We start from the raw sequence: 25,459 nt of genomic DNA, 5'->3' as shown, positions 1-25,459 counted from the left end.
ATGCAAGGGATACCTTCCTATCTGGTTAATTTTGACCTGAGTTCTCTCCCCCGGGAAGAGACCGATGTTTTGATAGTAGGTAGCGGTATAGCAGGTCTTTTCACGGCTTTAAAAGTAGCCTCCCGGTACCGGGTCGTGATGATCACCAAAGATGACCCTTCCCAGTGCTCGACGGAACTCGCTCAAGGGGGGATTGCAGCAGCTATAGACGAGGAAGATTCACCCGCACTCCATGCCCGGGACACCATAAGGGCTGGTGCCGGATTAAACGATCCGGAGGCAGTAAGGGTCCTGGTTACCGAAGGACCTCGGCGGGTCGAGGAGCTTATGGAGTGGGGTATACCCTTTGACCGGGAAGGCGGGGGTCTCCACCTGGGCAAAGAGGGGGCCCATAGCCACCGCCGCGTACTCCATGCCGGCGGTGATGCCACGGGGGCAGTGGTATGGAAGGGGTTGGCCGCCCGGGCCGCTGCGGAAAAGAATATCCGTCTCCTTCCCCGCACCATGGCCTTGGACCTCCTGGCTGACGGCCGCCGGTGTTACGGCGCGCTGGTTTTAGACGGAGAGGGGAGGGTTAAGGCTATCCTGGCCAGAGCCACGGTTTTGGCTACCGGAGGAGCCGGCCGGCTTTATCCTATTACCACCAATCCGCCGGTAGCTACGGGGGATGGTGTGGCCATGGCCTTCCGGGCCGGCGCGGAGGTCATGGACCTGGAATTTTACCAGTTCCACCCGACTGTCCTGGCCCACCCGGGAGCCCCGGGGTTTTTAATTACGGAGGCGCTAAGGGGAGAGGGGGCTGTTTTAAGGAACAGGCATGGGGAAAGGTTTATGCCCCGCTACCATCCCCTCGCCGAGCTGGCCCCTCGGGACGTGGTAGCCAGGGCCATAATGAAAGAAATGGACCGTACGGGCACACGCTGCGTCTTCTTAGACGTCACTCATTTAGATACGGAAATGCTGGAGAAGCGCTTTCCCACTGTGGTTTCCACCTGCCGCAGGCTGGGCCTGGACGTATGCCGTGACTGGATCCCCGTAGCTCCGGCTGCCCATTATTGGATAGGCGGGGTGCGGACGGATCTTTACGGCCGGACAAATCTAGAAGGCCTGTATGCCTGCGGGGAGGTGGCTTGCACGGGCGCGCACGGAGCCAACCGCCTGGCCAGCAATTCCCTTCTAGAAGCCGTTGTCTTCGGGGGCCGGATAGCGGCCGACATTTTGCAAAAAGAATGGAGGATTATCAATCCCCCTCCTTTGTCGTGCAGGCTTAAGGAGGAGGCTTTTTCTGAGGAAGACAAACAGAAGTTGATAAAAAGAACAATGGAGCGCTGGGCGGGGTTGGTGCGTAACGGGCCGGGCCTTAAGGAAGCAACTGCCCGGCTGGAAGCCTTATGGCCCTTGCTAAAAAAGGAGGCTAGAACCCGGCGGGAAGCGGAACTCAGTAATTTACTTCTCCTTGCCCGCCTGGTGGTGGAAGCTGCGGCCTGGCGCAAAGAGAGCCGCGGGGTTCATTACAGGACAGACTTCCCCGGGGTTGACCCCGCCTACTGCAGACATTTAGTGCTGCGAAAAGAAGAGTTGAAAGTAACCCCCCTCGAGGTTTGGCGTACTGAGGGCATTTCCTAGTTAAGAGGGCCGGAAGCTGCTTTGGCTGTCCCGCCCGAACAGCAGCCATAGGTGGGCATTTCTTAGTTAAGGAGGGCGGAAGCAAGTTATGCTTAACGTGCTTACGGTAACGGATATAGTCAAGCGGGCTTTGGAGGAAGATTTGGGGGCCGGGGATATAACCAGCATGACCCTCTTTTCTCCTGCTGACCGGGGTTATGGGGTGATCCTGGCCAAACAAGAGGGGATAATAGCGGGGCTACCTGTGGCTGAGCTCGTTTTTAAGCTTTGTCCCCCGGGTTGTACCCTTACCCCCCTGGTCCGTGACGGCAGCCGTGTACGGGCCGGGCAGGAGGTGGCGAGGGTAGAAGGGCCGCTTTGGGCCATTTTAGGAGGTGAGCGGGTGGCCCTAAATTTCCTCCAGCGCATGTCCGGCATCGCCACCCTCACCTCCCTTTACGTAGAAAGGGTTAAGCCTTATAAGGCTCGGATATGCGACACCCGTAAAACCGTACCTGGACTTAGGCTTTTGGATAAATATGCCGTACGCATGGGAGGGGGGGTAAACCACCGGTGGAATCTGGGGGATGCCGTGCTCATTAAGGATAATCACCTAAAGGCAGCCGGAAGTATTGTGCAGGCCATAAAACGGGTGCGGGAGGCCATACCCTTTACCACGAAAGTGGAGGTAGAAGCGGAGACCCTGGAGCAGGTGGCCGAGGCTTTAGACGGCGGAGCAGATCTTATTTTGCTCGATAACATGGAACTGGCAGAGATCCGGGAGGCGGTAAAAATGGCTTCCGGGCGGGCTTTAATAGAAGCTTCCGGAGGCATTACTCTGGACCGGGTGGCAGAGGTGGCAGCGGCTGGGGTTGATTTCATTTCCGTGGGGGCCCTGACCCACAGCGTTTCGGCCTTGGATTTAAGTCTGGAGCTTATCTAAATGTGAGTGTGGTTTCTCAGGCGTTCTATGTGGCGTAAACCATGTGCGGGCCAGGAGGGTTCTCTCCTTTAGTGGGGTTTATCAAGAGGTTTTCCCTGAGTTTAATTTTTTATCCTTTTGGAAGTAGTATTAGAAGGAACTGCTCCTCTTATGGCGAATAATTTTAAAAAAGTATAACCGGTCCAATGGCTAGACCATTTCCGGCAAAGGAGGCTGAAAGTTTCATGCCCTGGGATCCTACCCAAATGCCCGACTGGCAGATCTCTTTAGAAGCGGAAAAGAACATGCCCAAACCTGAGGAAGTACCGGACAGGCTCGGGTTAAAAAAGGACGAGGTAATTCCTTACGGTAGGCTCTGTCGGCTGGATTATATGAAGATTCTGGAGAGGCTTAAGGACAAGCCCGACGGTAAGTACATCGAAGTTACGGCGGTTACCCCTACTCCCTTGGGAGAAGGTAAGACGACTACCACCTTGGGGCTTATAGAAGGCCTGGCCAAGAGGGGTAAGAATGCCGGGGGTTGTATCCGGCAGCCATCTTCTGCACCGACCTTTAACATAAAGGGTACCGCTGCTGGCGGCGGCAATGCTTTGCTCATACCCATGACAGAATTTTCCTTAGGCTTAACCGGGGATATCAACAACATTACCAACGCCCACAATCTTATGATGGTAGCCCTTACTGCCCGGATGCAGCACGAGACCAACTATACTGATGAAGAGCTGGCCAAGAGGGGCCTAAGGCGCCTCAATATCCATCCTAAAAAGATCGAACAGCGCTGGGTAATGGACTTGGGCGCCCAGGCGCTAAGGAACATAGTCATCGGCTTAGGTAACGAGATGGACGGCGTTACCATGCAGTCGGGCTTTATGGTCAGCGTGGCCTCAGAACTTATGGCTATTCTGGCCATGGTCCGCGACCTTAAGGATATGCGGGAAAGCATTGGCCGGATAATAGTGGCTTACGACCGGCAAGGCAACCCCATCACCACCGAAGATCTAGAGGTAGCAGGCGCCATGTGCGCCATCATGAGGGAATCCATCAACCCCACCTTATGCTGGACTGCTGAGTACCAGCCCGTAATGGTGCATGCCGGCCCCTTCGCCAATATAGCCGTGGGCCAATCCTCTATCATAGGTGACCGCATAGGGCTTAAGCTTTTCGAGTACCATTGTACGGAGAGCGGCTTTGGTGCGGACATAGGTTTTGAGAAATTCGTAAACGTAAAGTGCCGCCACAGCGGGCTTAAACCCAACGTCTCGGTTATCGTAGCTACGGTGCGGAGCCTGAAGATGCACGGAGGCGGGCCCGCGGTAGTGCCCGGGCGTCCCTTGGATGAGGCTTACACTAAGGAAAACCTCCCCTTGCTGGAGAAGGGTATCGAAAATCTCCTGCACCACATCGGCATTGTGAAGAAGTCCGGTGTCAAGCCGGTAGTATGCATTAATGCCTTCCCCACCGATACACCAGAAGAGCACAAGCTTATTCGGCGGTATGTGGAGCAGGCGGGAGCCCGCTGCGCCATAAGCAACCACTGGAGGTACGGCGGCGACGGAGCCCTGGAATTGGCCGATGCAGTAATAGATGCCAGCCAGGAAGAGGTAGATTTCAAATTCTTCTACCCCTTAGAGATGCCCTTCATGGAGAGGGTGGAATTAATAGCCCGCGAAGTGTACGGTGCGGATGGCGTGCAGTGGCTGCCGGCTGCCGAAGCTAAAGCCAAAGTTCTCCAGGAAAAGTATCCCGACTTCTACACCATGATGGCCAAAACTCATTTGAGCCTGAGCCACGATCCCAACCTTAAAGGCGTTCCTAAAGGCTGGACCCTGCCCATACGGGATGTTTTGGTTTTCGCCGGGGCCAAATTCCTCGTTCCTCTCTGCGGAGAGATACGCTTAGTGCCGGGCACCTCTTCCGATCCGGCTTTCCGCAGGATCGATGTAGATGTAGAGACGGGGGTAGTTAAAGGCTTATTCTAATACTTGCTTGTTCTAAACGTAAGCTAGCTTGCGGCGGCAAGTCGGTTTTAAGCTTGCCGCCGCTTTTTTGTCGGCCCGCGCACTTTTCATTAGGCGCAGCCTTAATTTAAGCTTAATAAACAACTAACTCATACTTAATGATAACTGCTTATAATTACATGGGGAAACAAAAAGCAGGGCAGAGGGTGTTATGGGCAAACCCAAAATAACAGTCAGAAATTTAAATTTTTACTATGGAAATACCTGGGCGCTGAAAGATATAAACCTGACTATAACGGAGAATTCCGTAACCGCCCTCATAGGGCCTTCAGGATGTGGGAAGTCCACCTTCCTGCGGGTCCTTAACCGGTTAAACGATCTTATTGAAAACACCCACCTTTCCGGGGAAGTCCTTCTGGACGGCCAAAATATCTACGCTCCGGACACCGATGTTATAGCCCTCCGCAGACGCGTGGGTATGGTCTTCCAGCGCCCCAACCCCTTCCCTATGTCCATTTACGATAATGTGGCTTATGGTCCCCGCGTGCACGGGATAACCAAGAAAAAACAGTTGGACGAAATTGTAGAAAGGAGCCTAAAAGCGGCCGCGCTGTGGGATGAAGTAGCAGACCGCTTGAAGAGCTCTGCTTTAAGCCTTTCCGGCGGCCAGCAGCAGCGCCTGTGCATCGCCCGTTGTCTGGCCGTGGAGCCGGAAGTGATCCTTATGGACGAGCCTTCTTCCGCTCTGGATCCCATTTCCACGTTAAAGATAGAGGAGCTGGTTTTATCTCTTAAGGGAAAGTACACCATCGTAATTGTGACTCATAACATGCAGCAAGCAGCACGGATTTCGGATACCACGGCCTTTTTTTTAAACGGAGAAGTAATAGAATACGACGATACGGCCATCATCTTTACCAGGCCGAGGGACAAGCGTACGGAGGATTATATAACCGGGCGCTTCGGATGAAGCAGTCTGGCGGGCCCGGAAGATGGCGAAGGTTACAAGGGGAAGAGGGTAAACGGGAAGGCCACCAGGGCGCGGCACTAAAGAAAAATTCGGCGGCGCGTATTTAAAGATCTGGAGGACAAATCCGTTCCCCAAAGGTACTAAAGATAAAAGGCAACCGCAATGTGTATCTAAAGAAGATAGGGAATTTTATGGAAGCAATTTGGGAAGAGATGGAAGGTAAAGTATACAATATTCACAAAAGAGAGAAGGTGACAGAATAAAGGAGGTGGAATATAATATGCATAATACTATAGAAACCTTAAGGGGAGATAGGACCATGGCAGGAAGCATACGTCACAACTTCCACCAATCCCTGGAAAGCCTCCAACAGGAAATACTGCGCATGGGGAGTATCGTGGAGCAGGTGATAGCCAAAGCGGTGGAGAGCCTGGCTAAGCTCGATTCTAAGATAGCCAATGAGGTTATTGAGGGGGATACTGTGGTAGATGAGCTAGAGCTTCAGATAGAGGACCAGTGCCTCAAGCTCATTGCTACCCAGCAACCTATGGCCAAGGATTTACGGAAGATCGCGGCCGGCTTCAAGATAATAACCGACCTGGAAAGGATAGCCGACTATTCGGTAGACATCGCCCGTACGGCCAACAGGATAATAGCCACGGGCCAGCCCCTCATCAAACCCTTGATAGACATCCCGCGCATGGCAGAGCTGGCTCAAAATATGGTGAAGCAGGCCTTGGATGCTTATGTCCATGGTGATGTTAAACTGGCTTACGCCGTGGCCGAAGCCGATGACCAGGTCGATCAATTGCATAACCAGATCTTCCGGGAGTTACTGGTCTTTATGATGGAAAACCCTCGGACCATAACCCAGGCCACTTATCTCCTCTTTGTAAGCAGGTACTTGGAGCGCATAGCTGATCACGCTACCAATATTGCCGAAGAAGCCATCTACCTGGAAACGGGCGAAAGAAAGGAGTTGAATGATTGAAACCAAGTTAACTTGCTCAAGTCTGGGTAAGGAGATCGGGCGGCAGCATCTCCCTGACGTGCACCAGGAAAGCGGCGAGCAGCGTTACAGCGAAGGTCAAAGCTGCCGCCAGGCCAAAAAGGGTTAGGTTTTCTAAAGTAGCTGCAAGGCCGAAGACGGGCGGGCCCAGGGCTACCCCTAAAAAGCGCATGGAACCGTAAAGGCACGTGATACCTCCGCGCTGGGAAGCGGAGGTTGAACTGGTAATGAGGGTATTTACCGCGGGCAGGACGCTCCCCGTGCCTACTCCCAAAAGGATGAGGGCTATTAGAAAAAGATAAATAGGTAGCCGGAAGCCCATAAGGAGGAGGGCACCTGCCACCAGGCCCAGGCCTGCTACAAGGGTTAGCTTTAATATCCTTGCGCTTTTTTTCTGCAGGTAGCTACCGCAGAGGTAAGAAGTCAGGGCCATGGAACCTACGGGGAGGGCAAGAAGAAGCCCTATTTTAATCCCTTCCCACCCCTTCGCCTCTAGACTATCTGCCACCAGGCTTAAGACACCGAACAAAAGAAAAAGCACGGTCATGCCGGCAAGAAAGCAGGCTAAAAGCCCCGTCCCCTTTTCTTTAAATATCTGCTTTAGGCTTCCGAAATAACTTGCTATGGTTCGGTGCTGGCCTATACCCTGCTTAGGCTCCCGCACTATCAACCATATGGCTATTCCTACGGGGATGGCGAGAAAACCGTAAGCAAAGAAAGGGGCAAACCACGTTATTAACCCCAGGAGCGCTCCGGCGATCGGGCTTATAACCTTGCCCAGCCCGTTAGAGGCTTCCAGCAGGCCTAAGGCTTTAGCCCGCTCGTTGCTTTGGAATATGTCGCCTACCAGGGCCATGGCTAGCTGGTAGGTTCCCCCGGCGCCTATGCCTTGGAGTATGCGGCTGCCTAAAATAAGATAATAAGGCTGGGCTGCCAGAAGGGCTGCGGTTCCGGCCAGGAGGCCCCCGGTTCCGTAAAGGATAAGGGCGGGGGCCATAATTATTTTGCGGCCGAAGCGGTCGGAGAGAAATCCGGCGAAGGGTATGGTGATACCTGCCGGGAGGGAGAAGCCGGTGATAAAAAGGCTAACCTGAAAAAGGCTTACGGCCATGGCTTCTTTCATTTTGGGCAGCAAGGGCACGAGCATAGAGTTTCCCAGCACCATAATGAACGGTACGGTGCATAAAAGAGCGAAGGGAAGCCGCATGGAGGCTTGCAAGGCTTTATCACTCCTTTTTTAAGTCCTGCTTCTATTTTGTCCCGGCCCGGCATACAAGATTTACGGGAGGGACTACCATGTTTTTCTTTTTTCTTGACAAGTACGTGTTGAGCATGGCCACCCTGCGCTTTTTGTCCAGCCTGGTGGAAATGACGGCAGCCTGTCTTATGCTTAAGTTTAACCGGGTGGATACGGCTTTAAAAATAAATGCTGCTTTGGCCCTGGTAGGTCCCACCGTAATGATGATGGTTACCGCGGTCGGCCTGTGGGGTTTGGCGGGGAAGGTAACGGCCGAAAAATTTCTTATGATTCTTGCAGGGGTGGCCCTTATTTTTTACGGGCTACACCGGTAAACTGTCTCCTTAGGGGAGTTTATGGAATAAAGTAAACAGGGAATTAGGTTTTAAAAACTCCCCCTCAAGGAGGCGAAAGTAAAAGTGATGGAGAAAGACCTCAACTCTTGTGGTTGGCACGGTATTTTAGAGTTTCCTTTGGCGGGGCGGCAGCAAAAGAAGCCCAGGAAACAGGGCCTCACCATGGTTATCGATAAGGGGCTCGGTTTGGCCCAGCTGCACGATCTTTTAAGGGTGGCCGCACCATATATAGACTTCCTAAAACTTGGTTTTGGCACCTCGCTATTTTACCCCGCGGATCTGCTGCGGGAAAAGATACGCCTGGTGCGCTCCTTCGGCATAGATATCTTTCCGGGAGGCACTTTCCTGGAGGTGGCCTGCTGGCAGGGCAAACTGGAGCTTTACTTGCAGACGGCAAAAGAATTGGGCTATACTTTTATTGAAGTTTCCGATGGGACCGTCCCCTTAACCCAGGAAATGAGGACTTACGCCATACGCCGGGCACGGGAGCTGGGATTGGGAGTTTTAAGCGAGGTAGGGAAAAAGGACCCTCGGGATGCCTTGGAGAATACGGCTATTCTAAATCAGATCAAGCGGGATCTCGAGGACGGAGCCTATAAAGTTATAGTAGAGGGCCGGGAGTCAGGTCAGGGTGTGGTTATTTACGATAGCCGGGGGCTCATTAAAGAGGAAGACTTAGAATTTTTAGCCGGCCGGATACCAAGGCTCGAAGACATAATATGGGAGGCGCCCCAAAAGCACCAGCAACAGGAACTCATTTTGCGTTTCGGCCCCAACGTGAATTTAGGCAACGTGCAGCCCCAGGATGTGCTGGCCTTAGAAGCCTTGCGGGTGGGCCTGCGGGGGGATACTTTGAGGGCCACCTTAAAATCCGTTGTTTCTTAAAGGAGGAATCAGGGCCGGGGCGAAGAATATCTTCGCTCAGGCCCTACACTATTAAAGGTAACGTTAGGCGATTTGGGGGGATAGAGGTTTGGAAATAGATGTATTTCCTACCATTGGCAGCGCCACCGATGAAGGTTTAAACGGAAAAATCGCCCTCGTGGTGGATACTTTAAGGGCTACCACCACTATAGCCGCCGCGCTGGAGGCAGGTTGCCTGGAGATTATACCGGTTATCACCCCGGAAGAAGCCATTGAGATGAGGGAAAGGCTGGGGGATGATCGGGTCCTTTTAGGTGGAGAGAGAGGAGCGGTGAAGATCCCGGGATTCGATCTGGGGAATTCGCCCCTGGAGTATACTCCGGAGATGGTTCAGGGAAAGCGGATTATTATGACCACCACCAACGGTACCCGGGCTATCCGGAAGGCCTCCTCGGCGCGTGTGGTGCTTTTGGCAGCTTTAATAAATGCTCCGGCGGTGGCAGAAGTGGTGGCCGGGATGGGTGGCGGGGATGTTACGATTTTATGTGCTGGGACCCGGGACCGCTTTTCTCTGGAGGATTTTTTAACGGCCGGTCTCCTTGTAAGCGAATTAGAAAAGAAGGGCCAGTACATATTAAGGGATGGTGCCTTGGTGGCCAGGGAGTTTTACCGCAGCGCAGGAACCGACATCCTTAAAGTATTGCAGCAAAGCCTGCACGGGGCTCAGCTTGTAGAACTGGGCTTCGGGCCCGATCTAGAGTACAGCTCCAGGGTGGGGATTTTAAAGGTGGTACCTGTTTATAACGGGGGCCTGATAAAAAGATATTCAGGAGGGGAATAGAGGGAAATAAGGTCCGATTACCCGAGACTATAACCAGGGTAAGGGGGCATATAATTCCTTAAGGGAGCCTAAAGGGGATTTCCTGGTCATGAATGCCTCTACCCTAATTTTAATCTTAATCATGCTTTTGGGTATTCTGGGCCGCTCCAACATCATTGCCGCTGCGGCAGCCATTTTATTAGTCCTTGAATTCGTTAATTTAGAGCGTTTTTTCCCTTTGCTGGAGCGGCGGGCCCTGGAGATAGGACTCATCTTTTTAGTTATTTCGGTTCTCATCCCTTTTACCCACGGGCACGTCGGGCCGGCGGAAATTTTGCGCTCCTTTACAAATACTACCGGCCTTATAGCAATTTTGAGCGGGCTTCTGGCCACCTTGCTCAACTGCCAGGGTTTGGAACTTCTCCGGCGCTATCCCCATATGATGATCGGCATGATTCTTGGCTCCATAATCGGCGTAGCTTTCTTCGGGGGAATACCTGTAGGGCCCCTTATGGCAGGGGGTATAGCCGCCCTGCTGGTCTACCTGGTGGAATATCTGCGCTAACGTTTCAACCCAGAATGTAAGGTGGGTGAGTATAGCTTTTTTCAAAGGAGGGGATATTTTAGTCTGAGAAGTTAAATTAGGTCAACGTAAGGAGGTGGTCCTCACTGTATAACCGCATCGATTTTCCAGAGTGGCCGAGGGAGATACCGCGGCCCGATACCTTCCCCCACCCGCAGACCGCTCCACCCGAGATCCCTGAGCACGGGGAAAGACCAGGGGAATCCCCTGAACGGGGATTTTATTGTTATAATTACTTTTGGATAACTTGGAAGGGCGTTTACGATTTTTTCCTGGGAGGCATATTCTAGCTAGTGAATTATGTGGATCTCTTTCTCCTTCTAGCGCTCGTATGGGCAGGTTTCCGGGGTTACCGCCTAGGTTTTGCCGGCCTGGTAGCCGGGCTTACAGGATATTTAGTCGCTGCTCTTTTATCCTTAAACCTGACGGATCCCTTCGTCCGCTGGCTTGACGAGAGCTTCGGAATCTGCCATAAAGTAGCTAATATTTTGCTTCCGTACCTCCCCCTTCCTCGGTTTGTCCTCGACCAGGAACTGAGCGCGCCGGTTATGAAGCAAGTGGATGGCTGGCTCTCCAATTGGTCGTTACCCTTTTCCTTGAGGGCCCGGTTATGGGAAGTTATAGAGAAAAGCGGTGGAAGTTCGGCTACCCTAGGAGAAACCATAGCGTCCGAGCTGGCCCTGGGGCTGCTTAAAATATTGGCTTTCCTAGCGCTTTTTTATATTTCCCTCTGGGTTTTAAAACGTTTAGCCTTTAAGTTTGTCCGCAGTTGGGCCGCTACGCCCTGGAGTATTTCCCGCGTGCTGGGGTTGGTCCTGGGCTTGATGAGCCAGGCTATATATCTTGCGCTGGGTCTGGGGATCCTGGAGCTGGGGATTGAAAAGGGTTGGTTTTTAGAGCTGCCCTTCTTTTTGCCCCTAGCACGGGAGCTTGCAGCTTCCCGCCTTACCCCTCCCCTTCTCGACCTTTTTGCTTGGTTAAAAGGACTGGTCGATATCCAAAGCCTTTTCTAAGTACAAAAATTTTGCAACAGGAGGAAAGAGAAGAGATGAAAGGGGATGGCAAGAGGTTAAAGGAGGAACTCGGGCTTTCCGAAAAAAGCGCCTGGGAGAGGCTGGCACCGGGGGACAAGGAGGCCGTATTTGACTTTTGCGAAGGATATAAAAGCTTTCTAAGTCAGGCTAAAACCGAAAGGGAGGCCGTGCGCCTGGCCCTGGACCTTGTTCGGGAGAAGGGCTTTGTCTCCTTAAACAGTCTATCTTCCAGCCAGGGCCTTGTGCCGGGGACCAAGTTTTTCTGGGAATGGAGGCAGAAGGTACTGGTTTTGGGTGTGGTAGGGGAGCTTCCTTTAGACCGGGGTTTGCGCCTGGTGGGAGCGCATATCGATGCCCCGCGCCTAGATCTTAAGCCCACTCCCCTGTACGAAAGCGGAGGGTTAGCCCTTTTTAAGACCCATTATTACGGCGGGATTAAAAAATATCAGTGGATGGCCTTGCCTTTGGCCCTTCACGGAGTGGCCATCTTGAGGGATGGTACCCGGAGGGAAATCGTGATAGGAGAAGATCCGGCGGATCCTGTTTTCGCCATAAGCGACCTCCTTCCCCATCTGGCCAAGGAACAGATGAAGAAAAATATGGAGGAGGCCGTAACGGGAGAAGATCTAAACCTGGTGGTGGGCAATATCCCTTACCCAGGAGAGGATACAAAGGATAAGGTACGGCTAAATATACTTAAGCTCCTCAACGAACGCTTCGGCCTGGTAGAAGAAGATTTCATCGTAGCCGAGCTTGAGCTGGTACCTGCTGGTCCGGCGCGGGACCTGGGGCTCGACCGCAGCATGGTGGGCGGATACGGGCAGGACGACCGCGTGTGCGCTTATACGGCCCTTAAAGCTCTTCTGGAGATGGAGCGTCCCCAACATACGGCTGTTGTGCTGTGGGTAGATAAAGAGGAGATAGGCAGCACCGGTAATACCGGGGCCCAGTCACGCCTTCTAGAGCAGGTGGTTGTCGAGCTGGCGGCCCGGGCCGGGCTGGCGGATATTTTGACCGTGGGGCGTATCTTGGCTTCCTCCAAAGCCCTTTCTGCAGATGTTACGGCCGGTTTAGATCCTACTTATGAAGGGGTTTTTGATAAAACCAATGTTTCCTTGCTGGGCCGGGGAGTGGTGCTCAACAAATATACCGGCCACCGGGGAAAATACGATGCCAACGATGCCAGTGCAGAGTTTATGGCTGAACTGCGGGCTATATTTAATAACGCAGGGGTTATTTGGCAGACCGGCGAATTGGGCAAAGTGGATTTGGGCGGCGGTGGCACTATTGCCAAGTATCTCGCCTATTTCGGCCCGGAAGTGGCCGACTGCGGCCCGCCCCTTCTTTCCATGCACGCTCCTTTGGAGATAGCCAGCAAAGTGGATATTTTCATGTCCTACAAGGCTTACGGAGCCTTCCTGCGGAGCTAAAAGGCGGAAGGTAAAAATCCTTACGTGTCGAAGTATAAAAGGCGGTAGTTTTACTTCTGGAGAAGGGCGGGATGGGCTTTGGAGACTACTGTTGATGCACGGGGACTTGCTTGCCCGCAGCCTGTGATCAACACGAAGAAGGCCTTGGAGGCCTTAAAAGATGGCGGGAAAGTAGTTACCATAGTTGATAACGAGGTAGCCCGGGATAACGTGGTCAAGCTGGCCCGTAGTTTAGAGTGCGCTGTGGAGGTGGAACAGAGGGGCACCGACTATTACATCCATATCCGCAAGGAGGGCCTGCCCTCTACCCAGTTAAGCGTTCACCCGGGGCAGGTTATATTGATAACCTCCGACACCTTAGGGAGGGGAGCGCAGGAGCTCGGCGAATTATTGATGCGCAACTTCCTTCAGACTCTGGCCGACGGCGAGGTTATGCCTCGCTGCCTCTTGTTCATCAACAGCGGCGTCAAACTTTGCTGCGAAGGTTCACCGGCCCTGGCTACCCTTCTTAACCTGGAGCAGCGGGGAGTAGAGATACTTTCGTGCGGTACTTGCCTTGACTACTACCAGCTTAAAGAGAAGCTTTGCGTAGGCAGTATAACTAACATGTATACCATCCTTGAGCACCTGTTATCTGCCGAAAAGGTTATAACCCTTTAGAAAAAGGAACAGTGGTGGGGCCGTTGTTCGGCGGGTGGTTTAAGAAGAACGTCGACCCGGAGAGGTTAAAAGGAGAACTTTCCTGCGCCGCGCGGCTTACGCCAAGGCTAAAGCGCCTCCTGCGGCATCTCAGGCCGGAGCAAGTAGCGGAAATTATCTTGACCTGCTGGCCCAAACTCTGCCCCGGGATACAGGAAGATCTTAAAGCATGGATCAAGGAAGAAGAGCTGGTGGAAGAGTGGCTGGCTCTATTAAAGAAGGGACCTAGCAGGGTAAGGGCGCTGGCCGCGGAAGTCCTCGGTATTACGGGCCAGGGCCGGGCCGTAGGCCCCCTTCTTTGTGCCTTGGCCGACCGGGATGAGAGCGTTCAGATAGCTGCTGCTGCGGGTTTAAGTTTTCTACGTGACCCGCGCTGCCTTGAACCCCTGGCCCTAGCTTTAACTGAACCGCGAGGCAGGATTCCCCCGGCTCGTATAGCGCAGGTGCTGACCGCTTTTGGAGAAGCCGGCCTACCGTATCTTCTTCCCCTCCTGGAGAGGAGCAGCGAAGAGGCTATTATCCGTATCGTGGAGGTCTTGGCTTGCATCGGTGGGCCGCAGGTCTTGCCCCACCTTATCGGGGCGCTAAAAGCGCCTGAAGCTGCTGTCCGGACGGCGGCGGCGCGTGCTTTGGGTGAAGCAGGTTTTAAAGAAGCAGGAGACAAACTTTTAGAAGCCCTGGAGGACGAAGACCCCCGAGTAAGGTCGGCTGCAGCCTATGCTTTGGGCCGGCTAGGGCATCTTAAGGCTTCGCCCTACCTAAAAAGGGCCCTGGAAGATCCTTCGTGGCAGGTGCGTATTTCCGCTGAAGCAGCGCTCAAAACATTAGAAGCTGTGCGATAATCCTTTAGAAGGACGGTGTGCAGGCTATGGAGCTCCGGCTGGGTGACATTGTAGAGCTTCGTAAGATGCACCCGTGCGGAAGCAACCGCTGGGAGGTCCTGCGTACGGGTATGGATTTCCGGCTCAAGTGCCTGGGCTGCGGGCGCCTGATCCTTATACCGCGCTCCAAGTTAGAAAGGAGCCTTAAAAAAGTGATAGGGCAGCCGGGAGCTTAAGAAACCGCCTCCCGACTGCCCTGGGCTAAGATAAATTTTGGGCTTAGGATGTTACAACCTTAGCCTGTTCTAAGATATGGACCAACTCGTCTATGGCCGCGGTCAAGATATCCAGCTTTTTTTCAAAGCGGATCAAGAGATAAAAGGCCATTACCATAGGGAACCCGTAATTGCCCATATAGGTCCAAAGCTCTTCCATCAACCGTTTCCTCCCTGTTAGATAAACTCCTTTACCTCCTGGCTAACCAGCCGGGCCCCCGCTATACCGACTAAGTCTCCGCCGCTAGAGGTGAAGATGTTACGGCCGAGGATTAGCTCCATGACAGCTTGCACCTCGCCGGAAGTAAGATCAGTCCGGGGGTCTTGCAAAACTAAGGTAAACCGCCGGCCGGAAGCGTTTTGGAAGATTAGCTCTAGCCGCCTGGATACCATTCACCCTGCCCCCTTTCAGACATTTTTAAGCACCGGCACTCAGGTCGTTTTCTATTACTCTAGTTATGGCTGCTACCGGATGGACCTGAAGTCCGGCCAACGCCTGGGCTACGTCGAATACATCCTGATCTAAAGCCTGAGGTTTTACCCGGTTGTAGGTGCGCACCCGGTAGATGGGCTCCCCGCCCTCACCCGTCCCGACCTGTAAGGTCAAGCGCAGGGAGGATTCTCGCGGGGTGACTAGTACTGCCATAGCCGTTCACCTCCTTCTGCCTTCCCAGTTTACTGGTCTTTTTCCTTTTAGACAAAACAGGTACCTTGGGGAAGGCCGAAGGGGAGGACCGTCTAACCGGCGTTTAAGAAACTATCTCCTAAGGCTACCTTAAACATATGGGCAAGAGACCTAAGGATAACGCCTCAGACAAGGAGTATAGAGTTGGCGCAAGGCTAATTTAAGCTTGCTTAGGCCGGTACGGTATGCTATAATACAGCGGAAAATGCTTCCCTGCTCCACTCTTAAGGGTGGGGCCGTTTAGCCCGTAGGGAGGAGGTGTAAAGAGTGCGGAGCTATGAAACCCTTTATATTATAAGACCCGACTTGGATGAGGAGCAGATTGAGGCGGTTGTTAACAAATTCACCGAATTAATACAAAAGAACGGTGGCGAGATCATCCAGGTCGATAAATGGGGTAAAAAGAAGCTGGCATACGAGATACGGAAATACCGTGAAGGATATTATGTTCTTATGCAGTTTAAAGGAACGCCGGCCGTAGCCCAAGAATTAGAGCGGGTTTTTAAGATAACGGACGAAGTTATCCGCTACCTTATTGCCCGCCTAGAGGAGAAGGCCAGCTGACGCCCCTTTTTAGGATGGGGAGCTTCCTTTTAAGTTGGCCAATTGGGGGGAGGGCCATGTTAAACCGGGTTATCCTTATAGGTCGCTTGGTACGGGACCCGGAATTGCGCTATACACCCAATGGGGTGGCCGTGGCTAACTTTACTTTGGCCGTAGACCGCCCTTACTTAAACCAGCAGGGTGAGCGGGAAACCGATTTTATCCGTATAAGCTTATGGCGTAAGCTGGCCGAAACCTGTGCCAGCCATCTGGGGAAGGGGCGCTTGGTGGCTGTGGAGGGGCGTCTTCAGGTGCGGACCTATGAGACGTCCGACGGGCAGAGGCGGCAGGTTACCGAAGTGGTGGCCGATGACGTACGTTTTTTGGATTGGCCCAAGGATAGAGCAGCAAGCTCAAGCGCTGAGGATATAGGAGATTTTCCCGACTTAAGCGATCTGGGTACCGAGGTAGAGCTGGGAGAAGACGATCTTCCCTTTTAAAAGCAAGCTTTAAGGAGAGTGAGAGAATTGGCGCGTGATCGCAAGCGTGGGCGCAAGCGCATCTGCAGCTTTTGCATGGATAAAATCGATCAGGTGGATTATAAAGATGTGAATAGATTACGTAAATTCCTTACTGAGCGGGGCAAGATCATACCTCGCCGGATTACCGGAAACTGTGCCCGGCACCAGCGGCAGCTTACCCGGGCGATAAAAAGGGCCAGGATAATGGCCTTGTTACCCTTTACGGTGGAGTAAGACCGCAAGTTTGAGGTATGCTTAAAGCGGTAAGTCATGTCATGGATGGAGGGGGCTTGCCTAGCTGCTCCCTCTTTCCTTTATATCCTTACCTTTTAGGAACTCTATACCTCGTATTTAGAACCGCTATACGTCTTTACGACCGTTATTACCAACCTGGGGAAACCGTTATTACAAACCCGGGGAAGGGGGCTGTCTGATAGTTGAGTGAGCGCAGTGCTCTCGCACCGTTAGCCGAGGGGGCTTTGGTGGCTGCCTTAGCTGCGGTCTTGGCCTTGCTGGGTATAGTGCTACCTCCCTTGCAGGTGATAACCAATATTTTGTGGATAGTCCCTATTGTGGTGCTGGTGGTTCGCCAGGACTTGCGTACCGGAGTATTGGCTACTCTGGTAGCGGGTATCTTGGTGGGTATTTTTAGCGGGATTTTTAACGCGCTTTTTCTGTTTATCCAGTTTGCCGGTCTGGGACTTCTGTACGGTTACCTATTTAAAAGGGAAGTCCCTCCGGGAATTATGGTCGCGGCGGGCAGCGTAATGGTACTTTTTTCCCTGCTTTTTTCCCTGTTCCTTTCCATCCATATCTTGGGATGGTCCTCCCTAGACTTGCTAGAGGACCTTAAGCATCTTCCGGATCGTGTGTTGGATTTTTATAAGCGGTCGGGACTATTAGACAGATTTTTACAACAAGGCAATACACTGGAGGACCTGCGGCGTTCCCTGGAGGTCACCGTGAACTATATTAAGCTCCTTTTGCCCGGGATGCTGGTCCTGGTTTCCCTTTTTATGGCCTTGATAAATTACCTGGTTTCAGAGGCTGTACTGCGCCGGTTAAACTTAAGAAACAGGGTGCTTCCTCCCTTCCGGTATTGGCAGCTCCCCTGGTATGCCATCTGGGGCTTCATCGGCGGCCTGGCTTTGTGGCTGGCCGGAGATTACTGGCACCTGGATTTCTTAAGAATTGTAGGTTTAAACATATTATACTTTTATTTCCCCTTGCTGGCAGGAAACGGGCTGGCCTTAGTAGCCTTTTGGGCCCACCGCTTCCCTTGGCCGGGAGCTTTAAAGCTCATGGTATTCCTTTTCCTCCTGTTTAACCTGCCTTTGGGCCTGTTGGTGTTGGCAACCCTGGGTTTGGTGGATACCCTGGCAGGATGGCGGCGGGAGCCGGAAAAAGGTTCTTAAAGGGAGGTCGTTATTTTTATGAAGGTTATTCTTTTAGAAGATGTTCCCAAACTGGGCAAGCGGGGTAGTGTGGTAGAGGTGGCGGACGGTTATGCCCGTAATTACCTTCTACCTAGGAAGCTTGCCGTACTGGCTACCGAGGAGCGGCTGGAAGAACTGAACCGGGAGAAGGCCAGGGAAGCCAGGAAAAAACAAAAGGAGCTAGAGGAGGCCAGGAAACTGGCCCGCACTCTGGAGGGCTCTACCATAACCCTGGTCGCCCGGGCAGGAGAAGGGGGCAAACTTTTTGGTTCCATTACCAATAAAGAAATAGCCCAGGCAATAGAAAACACCTTCCACATTTCCATAGACCGGCGTAAAATTGAACTAGAGGAGCCCCTTAAAGTACTGGGCTCCTATCCCGTTATCTTGCGCCTTCACCCTGAAGTGCAGGCCAGGATTACGGTTGAGGTGGTTACGGAAAGGGGTTAAGAGATGGCTAAGAAGGCAAAGGCCAGAGCGCTTTTCCACGGAGAACACGATTTCCTTTCCCGGCAGGTTAGCGCCCTGTACGGGATCCTTTGCGATATATTCGGCACGGACAAGGTAGTTTTAAAGGCGAGCAAGTTAGAAGCTCTGGACCTGCTTCAATCCGAGAAACTTCCGGAGCGGGTTTTGGCGCTGCAAAAGCTCGTATACGAGGACCCTACTATAGATACGGTGCCGCCCTTAGAGGCTATACCCGGCATCCTACAAGATATTCAGGAAGAGCTGGCCGATTTCATCGCCCGGCGCTCGGTAGAGGATAATTTAGAGCGCCGGGTGGCCGAAAAAATGCAGGAGCGGCATGAGGAGTACCTGCAGGAGATAAGGCGCCAGATCCTTAAAGAAAACGGAGGGCCGGAGAATCCTTACACCTTAAAGAAGCTTGCCACGCTGGAAAAATTGGAGCAGGTGAAGCTGGCGCGCTCGGCCATGGAGGTTTTAAGACCCCAGAGCCTGGACCAGATCGTAGGCCAGGAAAAGGCCATTCAGGCCCTCTTGGCCAAGCTGGTCTCGCCCTATCCCCAGCATATACTTATTTACGGCCCGCCGGGAGTCGGAAAGACTACGGCAGCGCGGCTGGCCCTAGAGGAAGCCAAAAAGGTTAGCAGCTCTCCCTTTAGGCCGGATGCGCCTTTTGTAGAAGTGAACGGGGCTACCTTGCGCTGGGACCCGCGGGAGGTTACCAACCCCTTGCTGGGTTCGGTCCACGATCCCATCTATCAGGGAGCCCGCCGGGATCTGGCCGAAAGCGGGGTGCCGGAGCCGAAGCTGGGTTTGGTCACCGAGGCTCACGGAGGGGTGTTGTTTATTGACGAGATAGGGGAAATGGACCCCATACTTTTGAATAAGCTTCTTAAAGTGTTAGAAGATAAGCGGGTAAAGTTCGATTCGTCTTATTACGACCCGGCAGATGAGAACGTGCCCCAGTATATAAGGAAGCTTTTTGAGGAAGGGGCTCCGGCCGATTTTATCCTGATAGGGGCTACCACCTGCGATCCCGAGGAGCTCAATCCTGCTCTGCGCTCACGGTGCGCCGAGGTCTTTTTTGAACCCCTGACCCCCTCCCAGATAGAAACCATAGTGAAGCAGGCGGCAGAAAGGTTAGGGGTTAAACTTGAGCCTGCTGTTCCTTCCCTTATCGCTGAGTATACCTTAGAGGGTCGTAAGGCGGTAAACATTCTGGCCGATGCTTACGGTTTGGCCTTATACCAGCAGTACAAAAAGAGAGGTCGGCGGAGAAAGGTAATCACTGTAGATCATGTTTTAGAGGTGGTCAGGGCCGCACGCCTGGTACCCCTGGTAACCGCCCGGGCCCAGGAAGAGCCTGAGGTAGGGCGGGTCTTCGGCCTGGCCGTAGCAGGATTTGTGGGGTCCGTATTAGAGGTCGAGGCCATCGCCTTTCCGGCCCGGGAGCCCGGCAAGGGGAACCTGCGGTTTAACGAGACGGCAGGGAGCATGGCCAGGGACTCCGTTTTCAACGCGGTGGCCGTTTTCCGCCTCCTGACAGGGCGGGACCTCAGCGACTACGATGTGCATGTAAACGTAATAGGGGGAGCCAATATAGACGGGCCTTCCGCAGGCCTGGCCGTGGTTGCCGCTCTTATAAGTGCGGTAGAGAAGCGGCCGGTCAGGCAGGATGTGGCTGTTACCGGTGAGGTCTCCATCCAAGGTAAAGTGAAGCCCGTAGGCGGCATCGTAGAAAAGATTTACGGGGCCCGCCAGGCGGGGATGCGCTATGTTATTTTGCCCCAAGCTAATTTGGCGGAGGTGCCGCAAGAGCTGCCTGGTATTGAGGTTATACCAGTGGATACGGTGGCCGAAGCTCTGGAGCACCTGTTGTTACCCCAGAAGTAAAGAGGGGTGAAGTTCCTTGAAGGAACTTTTGGAAAGGGTGCCGCCCCATAGCTTGGAGGCTGAGCAATCCGTTTTGGGCGCCATCCTTTTAGACCGCGACGCCCTGCTACAGGTTGCCGAGGTCTTGCGGGTGGAAGATTTCTACCGTGAGGCTCACAGGTTAATTTACAGCGCCTGCCTTGATCTGGAGGCGCGGGGAGAAGCCGTAGACCTTCTTACGGTCACCGAGGAATTGCGGCGGCGTGGTGAGCTGGAGGCCGTCGGTGGAGCATCTTACCTTACTACCTTGACCACGGTGGTACCCAGTGTGGCCAATGCAGGTTATTATGCTCGTATTGTGGCCCAAAAGGCCGCCCTCCGCCAGCTCATCCAGGTCGCCCAGCGCGTAGCAGAACGGGCTTATGACGAAGACGGGGATGTAATAGAGATAATAGATGAAGCGGAAAGATTAATCTTACAAGTAGCAGGGGGTCGTTACCGCGAAGGTTTTGTAAGCATCAAGGAAGTTTTGGTAAATACTTTTCAGCAACTGGAGCGGGTGGCGAGCCACAAGGGCGAGGTTACGGGCCTGCCCACCTTCCATGATCTAGACCGTCTCCTTTCCGGGCTGCAGCCCTCAGACCTCATAATATGTGCGGCCCGGCCGGGGATGGGGAAAACCTCCTTTTGCCTGAACATAGCGCAGAACGTAGCCATAAAGAAAAAAGTCCCCGTGGCGATATTTAGCCTGGAGATGTCTCGCGACCAGGTGGTGCAGCGGATGCTGGCGGCGGAAGCTATGGTGGAGCAGCACCGGCTGCGCACGGGGTACCTCAAAGAAGATGATTGGGCCAGGTTAGTTAGCGCGGCCAGCCTCCTGGCCGAAGCACCCATCTATATAGATGATACCCCGGCCATAACTGTAATGGAGGTAAGGGCCAAAGCGCGGCGGTTGCAGGCCGAATGTGGTCTGGGGCTGGTGGTTATCGATTACCTGCAGCTCATGCAGGCCCACCGCCGTGTCGATAACCGCCAGCAGGAAATAGCCTTGATTTCCCGGGCCCTTAAGGCCCTGGCGAGGGAGCTGAACGTACCTGTCCTAGTCCTTTCCCAGCTCAACCGCGGAGTAGAACAGAGGCAAGATAAAAGGCCGGTAATGGCCGATCTCCTGGAGAGCGGCGCTATAGAGGCTGATGCTGACGTTATTATCTTCCTTTACCGCCCCCAGTATTACGACCCGGATACGGATAAAAAAGGGATTGCCGAGGTAATAGTGGCCAAACATAGGAACGGGCCTGTGGGCACGGTGGAGATGGCCTTTTTGCCCGAGTTTACTAAATTCGTAGATTTAGCCCCCGAACCGGCCGGTTAATCTTTTTCGGTTTTATTTTTTTAAGTTTTAGTTGCCACTTATTTCCTTATCTTTTACTAACTTATTGCTTTACTTCTTAGATTGTCTTCCCCTATGTAAGGTTATTTCAGGCGGAAGACTTTTTCTTTTCTTGGTAAAGCTTAACAAGCCTTTGCCCCATCTCGGGATGAAGCTTGCCTACTTCCATGAGGTAGGCGGTGATACTGCCGTTAAAGCCTATGTACTCTCCCCAAAGAGCCCTCTCCAGGCACCGGCGCGTAACGTTTATGACACAATCGTCCTCGTGGTTGTCCTGGCAGCTCTGGCACTGAAGGAGAACCTCGCTTATGGCCTCCAAGAGATCGTCCTTGTAATAGACACGCAGATCGTTTTCCGGGACGAATTTGTGGCCTTGGGGCACGCGGGTGGTGTTTTTAGTCCGGGCATAATCCAAAGCGGTTTGGGCGAAGCCTATAAGGCAGGTAGCCCTTTCGCACGTGCCGCACTCTTCAATTGTCTTGCAACACCTGTCTACAGCCCGGCGCAAGGTAGTTACATTTATCTCTCTGGCCGACATGGTTTATTTTCCCTCCTTGGTTGCTTGAGCCAAGAAGCTAAGAAAATCTCCTTCTTCTCCCCGGCGGAACCTTTCCAGTAGTTCTTCCGGGGCCCGGAAGGCCTCCCAGCCTACCCGGCTTATGGTATGGCACAGCCTCTCCTTGGGTTGGGCTAGGGCGGTGTACCGTTCCAGTATGTAATCTAAAAGGGCAATAACTCCTTCAGAGCTTATACCTTCTGCAAGTAAGGAAGCATGTATGGGCTTTTTGCTTGCTCCCCGGCCCCCTAAATATACGTTGTAGCAGTCCTCTCCAGTAGCAACCACCCCGTAGTCGGCGCAGAAGGGTTCCGTGCAACCCCGGTGGCAGCCGGCCACGGATATTTTGAAGTCATTTGGTACGGGGCGGTTCATGAACCTGTCTTGAATTATTCCGGCCAACTCATAGACATCCGCCAGTGAACGCTGGCAGAGCTGGCTGCTCCCTGCGCAGGCCTTTACGTTGCGGACGATCTCGCCGAACACCCCTATCCGGAGCCCTAAAGCTTCTACCCCTTGTCTTAATTGGTCAAGCTTATCTTCCGGGATGAGGAAGATCAGAGTCTGGCGGGTAGTCAGCTTACAAGCTTGGCAATCCAGTTCCTGGGCGAGCCGCGCCAGCCCGGAAAGCTGGTGGGGAGTGAGTACACCGCATCTGGCCACTATCCCCACACCTAACAGCCCCGACTTTTGTACGAAGATGGCATCCCCCATTTCCGTCCCCCTTTGGCAATATCACATTCTTAGGCGACGGTGGTATTAACTTTCTAATGTTATTCGCCAAGGCAGCCGGGATTCCTGCTATTTAAAACGAGAACTATTTTTTTTATGACTTAAACTCGATAAAATTTAAGACCTGCTTTCATGTGCTCCCGTTTTCGGAAGGTCGCAGGTTGTCCTGGCTTATTTGTTGTATCTTGGATTTTATTTAAGACAGTGGTAAAATATAGCTAAAATTCTACACAGCACTTTTTTACAGGCAAAGCGGAGCTAGTTAAGGAGAAAAAGAAGGGCCATGAAGAAGTTATATCCTGTCCTAATACTCTGCCTCTTATCCCTTGTTCTTCTGGCCACGTGGTATGGGGCCTCTGGAAACTTCTATATTAGGGCCTACCGCTCAAAGCGCCAAGAACAAAACGTTTCTGTGCTTTCCTCCCCTGTTGCTTCCGAGGTCTCAGCAGTCAGAGAAACTGGTGGACAAGAGCAAGACGGGTCCGGGAGCCCTGTTTATTACAGGGATAAAGTAATTGCTTTAATATACCACCACTTCGCTTCTCCAGAAGAGTCCGTTACTATATCCCGTGAGCGCCTAGTGAGCCATCTAGACCTTTTGCTAAAGAAAGGCTATCGCGTTATTGGGTTAGAGCAGCTGATGGGATTTTGGGAGGGTAGACCCCTCCCACCGAATGCCGTACTTATAACGATAGACGACGGTTACAGTAGTGTTTACGAGATTGCCTTTCCTGAGCTAAAGTACCGTAAAATGCCGGCAGCAGTTTTTGTAATCGGAGCCTACATGGGCAAAAGTGTAAACAACCTGCGCCATTTTGGTTGGGGAGAGGCTAAAGAAATGGACGAACAAGGTATAACCATCCATTCCCACACCTATAACCAGCATTATTTTGGCCGCGGAAGGGACGGTGTTCAGCGGCCATCATTGGAAGGACCCCTGGCCGGGGAGACGGAACAAGAATTCGAGAGACAGGTTTTGGAAGATTTGGCAAAATCTAGACAGGATTTAGAAAATAGCCTGGGTCGCAAGGCATATGCCCTCGCCTGGCCTTACGGACGAGCTAGTGATAAAGCCCGGGATATAGCAGCCCGGCTGGGTTTTAGACTTATCTTCACAACTCAATACGGTGTAATTACGCGGCGTAGCAACCCCTTGAGCTTGCCGCGCATCAATGTAGGAACGCCCAAAGTCTCGGCCGCAGACCTGGACCTCATCCTTAAGCAGGCGGTGGGGGCAACCGGCCACGAAAGTACCGGTAAAGACAGAGAGGTTTCTCGCCCGCGTAACGGTGGAGGACGCACAACTGGCAGCGAAAGCGCTACCCAAGGTACTTCGGTCCCCAGCATCTTAACAGCGAAAGCCGAATAAGCTGGCAACACAAGTAGAGCCAGGGGCCGTAAACCCTGAAAAAGATTTTACGCCGGAAAGGGGTAAAAGAGAAAATGCGGAAAACGTTAGTCAGGGTATTCATAGGAGTAAGTGCTGTTATAGGTTTACTTTTATACTGGCTGGGGCCCTGCTTTACGGAGACGGCGGTTTCCCGGCCTTCTCTACCACCGGGCCCTCCGGTTGAAGCTTCCTCTGGTGAGCGGGTTTTAGTTAAATTTTTTGCTAATGTGTCCCGCGAAGAGGTGGACAGGGTGCATAAAGATAACGGCGGCCGGGTAATTGAGTTAATCCCTGAGCTAGGCGTGGAGGTCGTGGAAGTACCGCAGGGCAAGGCGGTGGAGAAGGCGGCTTGCTATGCGCGGAACCCGCACGTTGAGTTTGCAGAACCTGATTATGTAGCGCAAGCTGTCTTTGTACCTAACGATCCCTACTTCGAGAAGCAATGGGCCATGATTAGAATTCAAGCGCCGCAAGCCTGGGACCTTAGCACCGGAGACAGACGGGTCGCTGTGGCCATCTTAGACACTGGTATTGACCAAGACCACGAAGATTTGGCCGGTCAGATAGTAGCCAACGTTAATTTTACCAACAGCCGTACCGTTGATGATAGATTCGGCCATGGTACCCATGTGGCTGGTATTGCCGCAGCGGTTACCGATAATGCTTTAGGGGTGGCCGGGCTAGGCTACCGTACTGCCCTTTATAACGTTAAGGTCCTGGGTGACGAGGGGCAGGGGTTCTACAGTTGGGTGGCCCGCGGCATCCTTTGGGCTGCCCGGAACGGCGCCAAAGTGATAAATATAAGCTTGGGAGGCCCGCGACCTTCTAAGATCTTGGAGCGGGCCGTAAAGCTGGCCTGGAGTAAGGGGGTTATAATAGTGGCTGCGGCGGGTAACGATAGTACTTCTTCGCCCTTTTACCCCGCAGCCTACCCCGAGTGTATTGCAGTAGCGGCTTCGGACTTCGGTGATGCCCGGGCTTTCTTTTCCAACTACGGCCCTTGGGTGGATATAGCTGCTCCGGGAGTAGACATTTTCTCCACCACACCCAACCACAATAGCTACATACATAGCTACGGGATTGCCCTGGGCTATGATTACTTATCAGGAACTTCCGTGGCCAGCCCCCAGGTGGCCGCTACGGCAGCTCTGGTATGGTCCCGCTATCCCTACTTGCAAAATGAAGAAGTGAGGTGGCGAGTAGAAAGGGCTGTGGATCCTGCTTTCGGGTTTGATACTGTAGTAGGAAGGGTCAATGCCTACCGC

The 25,459-nt window shown here is 53.0% G+C and carries 29 protein-coding genes; 23 read left to right on the top strand and 6 right to left on the bottom strand.

Going from position 1 to position 25,459, the window contains the following annotated elements:
- The 5 genes from nadB to phoU all read left to right on the top strand — a co-directional run bounded on the left by nadB (window position 1) and on the right by phoU (window position 6,467).
- Window positions 1-1,626: an L-aspartate oxidase gene (nadB, locus tag L5656_RS03935; RefSeq protein WP_297199329.1), complete on the top strand. Its 1,626-nt coding sequence runs from the start codon at window positions 1-3 to the stop codon at window positions 1,624-1,626.
- An 88-nt stretch (window positions 1,627-1,714) separates the two neighbouring features.
- The gene (gene nadC / locus L5656_RS03930; RefSeq protein WP_297199326.1) at window positions 1,715-2,548 is read left to right on the top strand and encodes a carboxylating nicotinate-nucleotide diphosphorylase; all 834 of its coding nucleotides are present in this window, start codon (window positions 1,715-1,717) and stop codon (window positions 2,546-2,548) included.
- Between the two features lie 224 nt (window positions 2,549-2,772).
- Complete coding sequence (locus L5656_RS03925) at window positions 2,773-4,527, top strand: formate--tetrahydrofolate ligase (RefSeq protein WP_297199321.1); 1,755 nt, start codon at window positions 2,773-2,775, stop codon at window positions 4,525-4,527.
- A gap of 190 nt (window positions 4,528-4,717) precedes the next feature.
- Complete coding sequence (pstB, locus tag L5656_RS03920) at window positions 4,718-5,476, top strand: phosphate ABC transporter ATP-binding protein PstB (RefSeq protein WP_297199319.1); 759 nt, start codon at window positions 4,718-4,720, stop codon at window positions 5,474-5,476.
- A 280-nt stretch (window positions 5,477-5,756) separates the two neighbouring features.
- Window positions 5,757-6,467 carry a phosphate signaling complex protein PhoU gene (gene phoU, locus L5656_RS03915; protein WP_297199316.1) on the top strand — a complete coding sequence of 237 codons (711 nt, stop codon included), beginning with the start codon at window positions 5,757-5,759 and terminating at the stop codon, window positions 6,465-6,467.
- Window positions 6,468-6,483: 16 nt separating this feature from the next.
- Here phoU and L5656_RS03910 read toward each other — a convergent pair whose 3' ends face one another.
- Window positions 6,484-7,704, bottom strand: a complete 1,221-nt coding sequence (locus L5656_RS03910) for an MFS transporter (RefSeq protein WP_297199314.1) — start codon at window positions 7,702-7,704, stop codon at window positions 6,484-6,486.
- 77 nt (window positions 7,705-7,781) lie between these two features.
- Here L5656_RS03910 and L5656_RS03905 point away from each other — a divergent pair, with 77 nt between their 5' ends.
- The 9 genes from L5656_RS03905 (at window position 7,782) to L5656_RS03865 (ending at window position 14,565) form a co-directional block, all read left to right on the top strand.
- A complete protein-coding gene (locus L5656_RS03905) occupies window positions 7,782-8,057 on the top strand; it encodes a YqhV family protein (RefSeq protein WP_297199311.1) in 276 nt (91 codons plus the stop codon).
- A gap of 87 nt (window positions 8,058-8,144) precedes the next feature.
- Window positions 8,145-8,963, top strand: a complete 819-nt coding sequence (locus L5656_RS03900) for a phosphosulfolactate synthase (RefSeq protein ID WP_297199390.1) — start codon at window positions 8,145-8,147, stop codon at window positions 8,961-8,963.
- Between the two features lie 88 nt (window positions 8,964-9,051).
- Window positions 9,052-9,783 (top strand): 2-phosphosulfolactate phosphatase, encoded by a 732-nt coding sequence (locus L5656_RS03895; RefSeq protein WP_297199309.1) that lies wholly within the window; start codon window positions 9,052-9,054, stop codon window positions 9,781-9,783.
- Between the two features lie 88 nt (window positions 9,784-9,871).
- Window positions 9,872-10,327, top strand: coding sequence for a DUF441 domain-containing protein (locus L5656_RS03890; RefSeq protein WP_297199306.1), 456 nt, complete (start codon window positions 9,872-9,874; stop codon window positions 10,325-10,327).
- Between the two features lie 311 nt (window positions 10,328-10,638).
- Window positions 10,639-11,358, top strand: a complete 720-nt coding sequence (locus L5656_RS03885) for a CvpA family protein (protein WP_297199302.1) — start codon at window positions 10,639-10,641, stop codon at window positions 11,356-11,358.
- Between the two features lie 35 nt (window positions 11,359-11,393).
- The gene (locus L5656_RS03880) at window positions 11,394-12,809 is read left to right on the top strand and encodes an aminopeptidase (protein ID WP_297199299.1); all 1,416 of its coding nucleotides are present in this window, start codon (window positions 11,394-11,396) and stop codon (window positions 12,807-12,809) included.
- Between the two features lie 78 nt (window positions 12,810-12,887).
- Window positions 12,888-13,469, top strand: a complete 582-nt coding sequence (gene yedF / locus L5656_RS03875) for a sulfurtransferase-like selenium metabolism protein YedF (RefSeq protein WP_297199296.1) — start codon at window positions 12,888-12,890, stop codon at window positions 13,467-13,469.
- A gap of 14 nt (window positions 13,470-13,483) precedes the next feature.
- On the top strand, window positions 13,484-14,350 hold the full coding sequence (locus L5656_RS03870) for a HEAT repeat domain-containing protein (protein ID WP_297199293.1): 867 nt from the start codon (window positions 13,484-13,486) through the stop codon (window positions 14,348-14,350).
- A 26-nt stretch (window positions 14,351-14,376) separates the two neighbouring features.
- The gene (locus tag L5656_RS03865; RefSeq protein WP_297199386.1) at window positions 14,377-14,565 is read left to right on the top strand and encodes a DUF951 domain-containing protein; all 189 of its coding nucleotides are present in this window, start codon (window positions 14,377-14,379) and stop codon (window positions 14,563-14,565) included.
- Between the two features lie 43 nt (window positions 14,566-14,608).
- Here the strand turns inward: L5656_RS03865 and L5656_RS03860 are convergent, their stop codons facing one another.
- Genes L5656_RS03860 through L5656_RS03850 form a run of 3 tightly spaced genes read right to left on the bottom strand, consistent with a single transcriptional unit; the run spans window position 14,609 to window position 15,250 of the window.
- Window positions 14,609-14,764 carry a YvrJ family protein gene (locus tag L5656_RS03860; protein ID WP_297199290.1) on the bottom strand — a complete coding sequence of 52 codons (156 nt, stop codon included), beginning with the start codon at window positions 14,762-14,764 and terminating at the stop codon, window positions 14,609-14,611.
- 17 nt (window positions 14,765-14,781) lie between these two features.
- A complete protein-coding gene (locus L5656_RS03855; protein ID WP_297199287.1) occupies window positions 14,782-14,997 on the bottom strand; it encodes a DUF2922 domain-containing protein in 216 nt (71 codons plus the stop codon).
- A 25-nt stretch (window positions 14,998-15,022) separates the two neighbouring features.
- The gene (locus tag L5656_RS03850) at window positions 15,023-15,250 is read right to left on the bottom strand and encodes a DUF1659 domain-containing protein (protein ID WP_297199285.1); all 228 of its coding nucleotides are present in this window, start codon (window positions 15,248-15,250) and stop codon (window positions 15,023-15,025) included.
- A gap of 306 nt (window positions 15,251-15,556) precedes the next feature.
- Here L5656_RS03850 and rpsF point away from each other — a divergent pair, with 306 nt between their 5' ends.
- The 7 genes from rpsF (at window position 15,557) to dnaB (ending at window position 21,498) form a co-directional block, all read left to right on the top strand.
- The gene (gene rpsF, locus L5656_RS03845) at window positions 15,557-15,853 is read left to right on the top strand and encodes a 30S ribosomal protein S6 (protein WP_297199283.1); all 297 of its coding nucleotides are present in this window, start codon (window positions 15,557-15,559) and stop codon (window positions 15,851-15,853) included.
- A 56-nt stretch (window positions 15,854-15,909) separates the two neighbouring features.
- Window positions 15,910-16,332 carry a single-stranded DNA-binding protein gene (locus tag L5656_RS03840; protein ID WP_297199280.1) on the top strand — a complete coding sequence of 141 codons (423 nt, stop codon included), beginning with the start codon at window positions 15,910-15,912 and terminating at the stop codon, window positions 16,330-16,332.
- A gap of 27 nt (window positions 16,333-16,359) precedes the next feature.
- Window positions 16,360-16,587 carry a 30S ribosomal protein S18 gene (gene rpsR / locus L5656_RS03835; RefSeq protein WP_297199383.1) on the top strand — a complete coding sequence of 76 codons (228 nt, stop codon included), beginning with the start codon at window positions 16,360-16,362 and terminating at the stop codon, window positions 16,585-16,587.
- A 203-nt stretch (window positions 16,588-16,790) separates the two neighbouring features.
- Window positions 16,791-17,768 carry a YybS family protein gene (locus tag L5656_RS03830; RefSeq protein ID WP_297199278.1) on the top strand — a complete coding sequence of 326 codons (978 nt, stop codon included), beginning with the start codon at window positions 16,791-16,793 and terminating at the stop codon, window positions 17,766-17,768.
- A gap of 18 nt (window positions 17,769-17,786) precedes the next feature.
- Window positions 17,787-18,239: a 50S ribosomal protein L9 gene (gene rplI, locus L5656_RS03825; RefSeq protein WP_297199275.1), complete on the top strand. Its 453-nt coding sequence runs from the start codon at window positions 17,787-17,789 to the stop codon at window positions 18,237-18,239.
- 3 nt (window positions 18,240-18,242) lie between these two features.
- Complete coding sequence (lonC, locus tag L5656_RS03820; protein ID WP_297199272.1) at window positions 18,243-20,147, top strand: Lon family ATP-dependent protease; 1,905 nt, start codon at window positions 18,243-18,245, stop codon at window positions 20,145-20,147.
- A gap of 16 nt (window positions 20,148-20,163) precedes the next feature.
- Window positions 20,164-21,498, top strand: coding sequence for a replicative DNA helicase (dnaB, locus tag L5656_RS03815; protein ID WP_297199270.1), 1,335 nt, complete (start codon window positions 20,164-20,166; stop codon window positions 21,496-21,498).
- A 106-nt stretch (window positions 21,499-21,604) separates the two neighbouring features.
- Here the strand turns inward: dnaB and L5656_RS03810 are convergent, their stop codons facing one another.
- Both L5656_RS03810 and L5656_RS03805 read right to left on the bottom strand, forming a co-directional pair.
- Window positions 21,605-22,054, bottom strand: a complete 450-nt coding sequence (locus L5656_RS03810) for a hypothetical protein (RefSeq protein ID WP_297199268.1) — start codon at window positions 22,052-22,054, stop codon at window positions 21,605-21,607.
- Window positions 22,055-22,057: 3 nt separating this feature from the next.
- The gene (locus L5656_RS03805; protein ID WP_297199265.1) at window positions 22,058-22,786 is read right to left on the bottom strand and encodes a nitrite reductase; all 729 of its coding nucleotides are present in this window, start codon (window positions 22,784-22,786) and stop codon (window positions 22,058-22,060) included.
- A 301-nt stretch (window positions 22,787-23,087) separates the two neighbouring features.
- Here L5656_RS03805 and L5656_RS03800 point away from each other — a divergent pair, with 301 nt between their 5' ends.
- Entirely contained in the window at window positions 23,088-24,173 is a 1,086-nt protein-coding gene (locus L5656_RS03800) for a polysaccharide deacetylase family protein (RefSeq protein ID WP_297199262.1), read from the top strand.
- Between the two features lie 74 nt (window positions 24,174-24,247).
- A partial coding sequence (locus L5656_RS03795) for a S8 family peptidase (RefSeq protein ID WP_297199259.1) occupies window positions 24,248-25,459 on the top strand: 1,212 nt, incomplete at its 3' end.

The sequence above is a fragment of the Thermanaeromonas sp. genome (assembly GCF_021890735.1).
Lineage (GTDB): Bacteria > Bacillota > DSM-521 > Neomoorellales > Neomoorellaceae > Thermanaeromonas.
The sequence above is the reverse complement of the archived record's forward strand: the minus strand, read 5'-3'. Positions and strand labels throughout refer to the sequence as shown.